This is a genomic window from Pontimicrobium sp. MEBiC01747 (assembly GCF_053601635.1).
The window spans coordinates 1-7,452 of record NZ_JBSHNS010000204.1; the positions used below are offsets into that span (position 1 = coordinate 1).

Annotated in this window: 6 protein-coding genes, 1 other RNA gene and 1 pseudogene; 4 read left to right on the forward strand and 4 right to left on the reverse strand. The window is 30.6% G+C overall.

Going from position 1 to position 7,452, the window contains the following annotated elements; translation table 11 throughout:
- Window positions 1-223 precede the first annotated feature (223 nt).
- Window positions 224-1,159 (reverse strand): tetratricopeptide repeat protein, encoded by a 936-nt coding sequence (locus ACVC2P_RS06485; protein ID WP_452597663.1) that lies wholly within the window; start codon window positions 1,157-1,159, stop codon window positions 224-226.
- Between the two features lie 185 nt (window positions 1,160-1,344).
- On the opposite strand from ACVC2P_RS06485, the gene fumC reads away from it, so the two are divergent.
- On the forward strand, window positions 1,345-2,742 hold the full coding sequence (gene fumC, locus ACVC2P_RS06490; RefSeq protein WP_452597664.1) for a class II fumarate hydratase: 1,398 nt from the start codon (window positions 1,345-1,347) through the stop codon (window positions 2,740-2,742).
- A 75-nt stretch (window positions 2,743-2,817) separates the two neighbouring features.
- Here fumC and fsa read toward each other — a convergent pair whose 3' ends face one another.
- From fsa to ffs, 3 genes are all read right to left on the reverse strand, one after another.
- Entirely contained in the window at window positions 2,818-3,471 is a 654-nt protein-coding gene (fsa, locus tag ACVC2P_RS06495) for a fructose-6-phosphate aldolase (RefSeq protein ID WP_452597665.1), read from the reverse strand.
- Between the two features lie 158 nt (window positions 3,472-3,629).
- Window positions 3,630-4,433 (reverse strand): SDR family oxidoreductase, encoded by an 804-nt coding sequence (locus tag ACVC2P_RS06500; protein WP_452597666.1) that lies wholly within the window; start codon window positions 4,431-4,433, stop codon window positions 3,630-3,632.
- Window positions 4,434-4,569: 136 nt separating this feature from the next.
- Window positions 4,570-4,668, reverse strand: an RNA gene (ffs, locus tag ACVC2P_RS06505) — signal recognition particle sRNA small type.
- Between the two features lie 88 nt (window positions 4,669-4,756).
- Between ffs and ACVC2P_RS06510 the strand changes: the two genes are divergently transcribed.
- From ACVC2P_RS06510 to ACVC2P_RS06520, 3 genes and pseudogenes are all read left to right on the forward strand, one after another.
- A complete protein-coding gene (locus tag ACVC2P_RS06510; protein ID WP_452597667.1) occupies window positions 4,757-5,791 on the forward strand; it encodes a glutaminyl-peptide cyclotransferase in 1,035 nt (344 codons plus the stop codon).
- A 73-nt stretch (window positions 5,792-5,864) separates the two neighbouring features.
- Window positions 5,865-6,743, forward strand: coding sequence for a carboxypeptidase-like regulatory domain-containing protein (locus ACVC2P_RS06515; RefSeq protein WP_452597668.1), 879 nt, complete (start codon window positions 5,865-5,867; stop codon window positions 6,741-6,743).
- A 139-nt stretch (window positions 6,744-6,882) separates the two neighbouring features.
- Window positions 6,883-7,452, forward strand: a pseudogene (locus ACVC2P_RS06520) (hypothetical protein); the annotation flags it as partial.

Consider the following 7,452-nt stretch of genomic DNA (forward strand, 5'->3'; position numbering starts at 1 on the left):
AGCTCCTCCTATCCAATAAGGAACAACAAATGTTACTAAAAATATCATTAACCAAAACCCGATGGTTAAGATTGTTAAAAATGCTAAAAAGCCTAAATATTGGTCAAATTCGAACATAATTGTCTGTATCTTGTTTTTAAATCTTGCACAAAGATAAGTTAAACTCTTTTTTTATACAATACTATTTTAATAATTATTAACAGGGTTATTAAGAGTTTTTCTATTAATTATTACAATACTCTTCTTTCAACTTTTCAACTTCATCACCATATGTTACTGTAAACTTCTTTTTTATAGCAGTATCAATATCTTCGCAAGCCTTGTTAATAGCTTTCATCTCTATGTAAATTAAGGCTCTTGTTCTGTAGGCATACGAGTTTTCTGAGAACAATTCTATAGATTTGTTTATATCTTCCATTGCTTTTTCAGTATCCCCCAGTTTTAACCAGTTATAACTTCTATTACTGTATGCAAAAGGGTCTTCTATATTATATTTTAATACTTTATTAAAATACTTAATTGCTTTTTTGTAATCTCCCATTTCTTGGTACTTAAAACCTATGTTATTATAAACGGGATAAAATGTAGAATCTACCGCGACTGCTTCTAACAAGTATTTTAAGGTTTCGTCTCCTTTACCAATTTCATCACAGACTGCTCCTAAATTAGTTAATGTCCCTAAGTGTTTGGGGTTAAATTTATAAGCTTTAATTAAGTCTTTATAGCTTCCTGTAAAATCTCTTTTTTTTCCTTTAATAGAACCTCTATTTATTAAATATTCATTTCTTAAAGTATCATTAGCCTCCATTTCTATTGCTTTAGAAATATCTTTGAGTGCTGCATTATATTCTTTACTATAATATAATAGCGTACTTCTTTGATTATAAAGAGCTGCATTTTTAGGAAATTTATTAATTGCTTTAGAATAGACTTTATAACTTTCTAACACTTCACCTAATTCTAGATAACTTGATCCTTTTAAAAAATAGAAATCTACATTACTAGAATCTATTGCTATGGCATTATCTATTTGTTTTAAAGCGGTTTTATAGTCCTTACTTTCAAAAGAAAACTGTGCTTTTTTATAATAATCCTCAGCATTTTGACTCCATAGCGAGGTAAAACTCATTAATAATACACTTACAATTATTTTATTCATTCTATTTTTTTATTATTTATATCTCATTTAAGTTTTCAAAAGTAATCTTTTTATAATCTTCTAATGATGATGAAGAATACTTTTAAATTAATTTTCAATAATTATTTCGTTACAAAAACACCATAAACTAATCACCTAATACCCCAAAATATTGTAAATTTGCAGCCTTAATTAATCAATACGATATGGATTACAGAATAGAGAAAGACACGATGGGAGAAGTAAAAGTCCCTTCTGATAAGCTTTGGGGAGCGCAAACAGAACGTTCTCGTAATAATTTTAAAATTGGAGCCGCAGCTACAATGCCATTAGAAGTAGTCTATGGCTTTGCTTACCTAAAAAAAGCAGCAGCATTTACTAACTGTGAGTTGGGTGTTTTACCTATTGAGAAAAGAGATTTAATTGCACAAGTATGCGAAGAAATTTTAGAAGGTAAGCATGACGACCAATTCCCTCTAGTAATCTGGCAAACGGGTTCTGGTACGCAAAGTAACATGAATGTTAATGAAGTTATTGCAAACAGAGCGCACCAAATTGCTGGGCATAAAATAGGTGAAGGAGAAAAAACAATTCAACCTAATGATGATGTAAATAAATCTCAATCTTCCAACGATACTTTCCCTACAGGTATGCATATTGCTGCCTACAAAAAAGTTGTAGAAAATACTATTCCAGGAGTTAAGCAATTAAGAGATACTTTAAAAAAGAAATCATCCGATTTTAAAAACGTTGTAAAAATAGGTCGTACCCATTTAATGGATGCCACGCCTCTAACTTTAGGGCAAGAGTTTTCTGGATATGTTTCTCAATTAGATCATGGGTTGCAAGCTTTAGAAAACACTTTAGCACATTTAAGCGAATTAGCTTTAGGTGGTACAGCTGTTGGTACAGGTTTAAATACACCAAAAGGCTACTCTAAACGTGTTGCAGAATTTATTGCAGAATTTACTGGATTGCCATTTATAACTGCTCCAAATAAATTTGAAGCCTTGGCTGCACACGATGCTATTGTAGAAACACATGGCGCATTAAAGCAATTAGCAGTTTCTTTAAATAAAATTGCTAATGATATTAGAATGATGGCTTCTGGGCCACGTTCTGGAATTGGAGAAATTATTATTCCTGCAAACGAGCCAGGTAGTTCAATTATGCCAGGAAAAGTAAACCCAACACAATGTGAAGCCTTAACTATGGTTTGTGCTCAAGTTATGGGTAACGATGTAGCAATTACTGTTGGTGGAACACAAGGACATTATGAGCTTAATGTATTTAAACCAATGATGGCTGCAAACATTTTACAATCGGCACAACTTATTGGAGATGCTTGTAGAAGTTTTGAAGAAAACTGTGCTGCTGGTATAGAACCAAATCATGGTGTTATTAAAGAATTACTTAACAACTCTTTAATGCTAGTAACGGCTTTAAACACAAAAATAGGGTACTACAAAGCTGCTGAAATTGCAAATACAGCACATAAAAATGGGACTACTTTAAAAACAGAAGCTATTAATTTAGGTTATGTTACTGCCGAAGATTATGATGCCTGGGTTAAGCCAGAAGACATGGTAGGTAGTTTAAAATAATGATCTCATATCTATATACAAAAAAAGCGCAATCTTATAGATTGCGCTTTTTCTTTTTATAACATTTTAGAAAACTTAGTTTCCTTTTTTATAATCTGCTAAAAACTTAGCTAAACCTATATCTGTTAAAGGGTGTTTTAATAAACCTTCAATAGAACTTAGTGGCCCAGTCATAACATCTGCTCCAATTTTAGCGCAATCAATTACGTGCATAGTATGGCGTACAGACGCAGCTAATATTTCTGTATCAAAACCATAGTTATCATAGATGTGTCTTATTTCTGCAATAAGATTTAAACCATCTGTAGAAATATCATCTAACCTTCCAATAAAAGGAGACACGTAAGTTGCTCCCGCCTTAGCAGCTAATAAAGCTTGCCCAGCAGAAAACACTAATGTTACATTGGTTTTAATTCCTTTATCGCTAAAGTATTTACATGCTTTCACCCCATCTTTAATCATAGGTAATTTAACTACAATTTGTTCATGTAATTCAGCTAAAGCTTCACCTTCTTTAACCATACCTTCAAAATCTGTAGCAATAACTTCTGCACTTACATCTCCATCTACAATGTTACAGATATCTACATAATGTTTTAAAATATTATCATGTCCTGTAATACCTTCTTTAGCCATTAATGAAGGGTTTGTAGTTACACCATCTAAGATTCCTAAATCCTGAGCTTCTTTTATTTGGTCTAAGTTTGCTGTATCAATAAAAAATTTCATAAAATTTGTTTTGTAATTCTCTAATATTGAGAACCTTGTTTTGTTTTTGTTGTGTTTATTAAAATCTAACGCGAATTTACAATATTACTTATCTAACTATAAAAAAATGATATTAAATAATATTAACAAATGGTTTTGTAAAGCTTAAATAGCTAGTATTATAGGTTATAATGATTTAGTAGCATCTTTTCATAAACTTTATCGGGAAGAATAAACTTAAGAATAATAGAAAACTTCTGCATAAAAGCCCCTACTTTATAATGAATTTTTGGGTTTTTAGTATTAATTACTTTTAAAACCATTTCGGCCATTTCTACAGGATCATTGCCACTATCTACATGCTCATCTATATCTTTTAAAACACTACCATAGGCTTTTTCGTAAGGAGATCCCTTTATAACTGGCGCATGAAAACGACCAGCAGCAATGTTAGTTGCAAAATCACCAGGAGCGATATTAGTCATTTTAATATTAAAATCTTTAAGTTCCATTCTAAACGCCTCGGTAATTAATTCCAAAGCACCTTTACTAGCGCTATAAATACCTCTATATGGTAATCCCATATAACCAGCTATAGATGTTATATTAATAATTAAACCGCTATTTTGTTTACGCATTTGCGGCAAAACAGCTTTTATAACATTAATAGGCCCAAAGAAATTTGTATCGAAATTATGCTGTATTTGTTCTTCTGGTGTTTCTTCAATAGGCCCAGTAATACCTACTCCAGCATTATTAATAACAACGTCTAGCCTGCCCTCTGCATTAATTACGTTTTCAACAGCTTTGTTAATTGTAACAACATCTTTAACATCTAAAGCAATAATAGGAAATTTACTATCCTTGTAACGATCTGGATTACGACTAGTTCCGTAAACCTTAAACCCTTTAGCTGTTAAAAATTCACCTACAGATTTCCCTATTCCTGAAGAACCGCCTGTAATTAAAATAACTTTAGACATACATTGAAATAATTAGACTGTAAAATTAAAAATGAATTTGTTTTAAATGGTATAAAATGAAAAAGATTTGCTAGTAATTATTAGCAAATCTTTTCTATATAATAATTAGATTTTAAATCTAAATTTAGTGCACAAAAAAAGGCAAGCTACCTACATCACACCGCTACGACCATCTACCTTTGCTTCGTTCCCGACCTGGAGGATTCAACAGGAGCTGGTTGTGTAGGACTTGCCGGGTGCAAATATACAATCTTTTAATTTTATCGCAATGATTTTTTATACTGAATTTTAATAAATATCTTGCTTAAAATTATAAAGCAAAAATGAAAACATTTAAAATACTTACAATCATATTTTTAGGAAGTTTAATCATAGGATGTGGTAGTAACTCTGGAAAGAAAAAAAATAGCTTTTCTATTCAAACTAATGCAAAAAACAATGCTATTTCTATAAATGAGACTCTAAAATTGTCTTTAAAAAACCCAAAAAAGTTAGAAGTATCATCTGTTGTTTACACTTTAAATGGACAAACATTAACCGAAGAAACTAATTTAAAAGATTTTAAATTAGGGAAACACACCATTGAAGCGACTATACAATATGATGGAGAAACGGAAACAGCTTCTAAGAGTATTTCGATATTAAATAACGAAAAGCCAAAAGTATTAACCTACGAAATAATAAACACCTACCCTCACGATATAACATCCTACACACAAGGTTTAGAATTTTACAATGGTACATTGTATGAAAGCACTGGGCAGTATAATGAATCTAAATTAAGAACTGTAAATTATAAAGATGCAACGGTTACAAAAAATGTAAACTTAGCAGGTGAGTTTTTTGGTGAAGGTTTAACAGTACTAAATAATAATGTGTACCAATTAACATGGAAAGCAGGGAAAGGATTTGTATACAATGCAGAAACTTTAGAACGTACTAGTAGCTTTAGGTATGGGCAAAGTAAAGAAGGATGGGGATTATGTAACGACAATAAATTGTTATATAAAAGTGATGGAACCGAAAAAATATGGTTATTAAACCCTGAAAATTTAATTGAAGAAGGTAACATACAAGTTTTTACTAATAAAGGAAAAATAGGTCAACTTAATGAATTAGAATGGATTAATGGAAAAATCTATGCTAATATTTATCAAAAAAACGGAGTTGTTATTATAAACCCAAAAAACGGTGCTACAGAAGCTGTTATAGATTTTTCCCCTTTAAAAGAAAAAGTAACACAGCACGAAGGTTTAGATGTTTTAAACGGTATAGCTTACAACCCAGAGACACAAACCATTTTTGTAACAGGGAAACGTTGGGATAAGTTGTTTGAAGTTAAAATAGTTGAGAAGTAGCCTTTACGCAACAATACATAGTGTTTACTCATTATAGATTGGATAGCTTCAATTATTGAAGTTTCTTTGAAGTATGAGAAAAGCTATACAATTATCTATACCTAAGCCTTGCCATGAAAACTGGGATGCCATGACTCCAAAAGACAAAGGGCGCCACTGTAAGGTTTGTGAAAAAACTGTTTTTGATTTTACTAGTAAAACCGATGAGTATATTGTAAAATCTTTTGAACAAAATGGAAAACTTTGTGGACGCTTTAAAAACGCTCAATTAAATAGAGAGCTTTCTTATAGCAGGAAAAACCAAAATAATTATTTATTATATGTAGCTTCTAGCCTATTCACTCTTTTAACTTTAGGTGTTAATGAAGCTTATGCGCAAGGAGCACTAACTACTATCTCACAAACTCATAAAACACCAAATCAAATAAAAGGAAAAGTAGCACATTCTATTTTAAAAGAACGTGTTATTTCTGGAACTATACTAGATGAAAATGGTTTACCCATGCCAGGCGCTTATATTCTTGTAAAAGGCACTTCTACAGTAACCCAAACAGATTTTGATGGCAACTATAAATTAAAAGTAAAAAATGGAAACACGTTAGTTATAAGTTCTATTGGTTATAAAACGTCAGAAATACTCATTACCGATAATTCAGTTTACAATTATACTATAGAAGTAGATATCAATGCCTATGATGAAGTAATAATTACTGGAAGAGTAAATATAGATTCTAATTATACACATAAAAAGACATCTAAAGAAATCGCAGAAGAGAAAAAAAGAGAATCTATAAGAAAACAAAACCATAAAGCGCTTAATAATACGTTATTTATTGAACGTATTGAGGCAAAAAAACTAAAACGCCAGCAAATAAGAAATGGAGTAATTGAACGAACAAAAATTGGCAAATTATTATATAACATTACTAACCTTTTTAGAAAACGCAAGTAATCTTATTTAGTAAATAATGATTTCTTATTAAGAAAGTTAATTTTGTTAATAATACTTTAAACCTATTGTTAAAGTCTCTTAATACCTATCCAAACCCATCCTATTATCTATTACATTTGGTTTACTAACTAGAATAAAAATGTGCAAAAAAATAGGCTACTTCCTCTTTTTATTATGTTCAATAGCTACTTCTGCTCAGCAAATAACAGGTAAAGTATATGATAACAAATCTGTACTTAAAGACATTAAAGTCTCTAACATAACAAAACAAAGTACTGTATATTCAGATAATCAAGGCCTATTTAAAATAAAAGCAGAGCTCAATGATTCTATAGTGTTCTCCTCTATCTTTTATAAAGAACAAAACATAACTGTAACGCAATATCATTTAGATAATACATTTGTTGTAGAGCTAAAAAAAATAACCAATAGCCTAGATGAAATTGCCTTAAAAAGCACGCCTAAAGCCAAAGCGTTTAATGAAAAAAAGTACAATGTAAGTTTTAGTGAACAATTAAAAAACGATATGAAAAATAACCCGCATTTATATGGGCCGCCGCCTAGCGGGAATATGGATATTATTAAAATCATTGGGTTAATAGGAAAACTGTTTAAAAAGAAAAAAACAGACATTATAGTTTACGCAACCTATACAGACTTTAAAGATTTATTCGAAAAAGACTCGTTTTTTAATAACACACTACTAAAC

Excerpts from the sequence above, each read along its gene's own strand:
- ACVC2P_RS06500 (WP_452597666.1), bottom strand. The coding sequence starts at position 4,433 with ATGTCTAAAGTTATTTTAATTACAGGCGGTTCTTCAGGAATAGGGAAA.
- ACVC2P_RS06510 (WP_452597667.1), top strand. The coding sequence starts at position 4,757 with ATGAAAACATTTAAAATACTTACAATCATATTTTTAGGAAGTTTAATC.
- ACVC2P_RS06485 (WP_452597663.1), bottom strand. The coding sequence starts at position 1,159 with ATGAATAAAATAATTGTAAGTGTATTATTAATGAGTTTTACCTCGCTA.
- ACVC2P_RS06515 (WP_452597668.1), top strand. The coding sequence starts at position 5,865 with ATGAGAAAAGCTATACAATTATCTATACCTAAGCCTTGCCATGAAAAC.
- fsa (WP_452597665.1), bottom strand. The coding sequence starts at position 3,471 with ATGAAATTTTTTATTGATACAGCAAACTTAGACCAAATAAAAGAAGCT.
- fumC (WP_452597664.1), top strand. The coding sequence starts at position 1,345 with ATGGATTACAGAATAGAGAAAGACACGATGGGAGAAGTAAAAGTCCCT.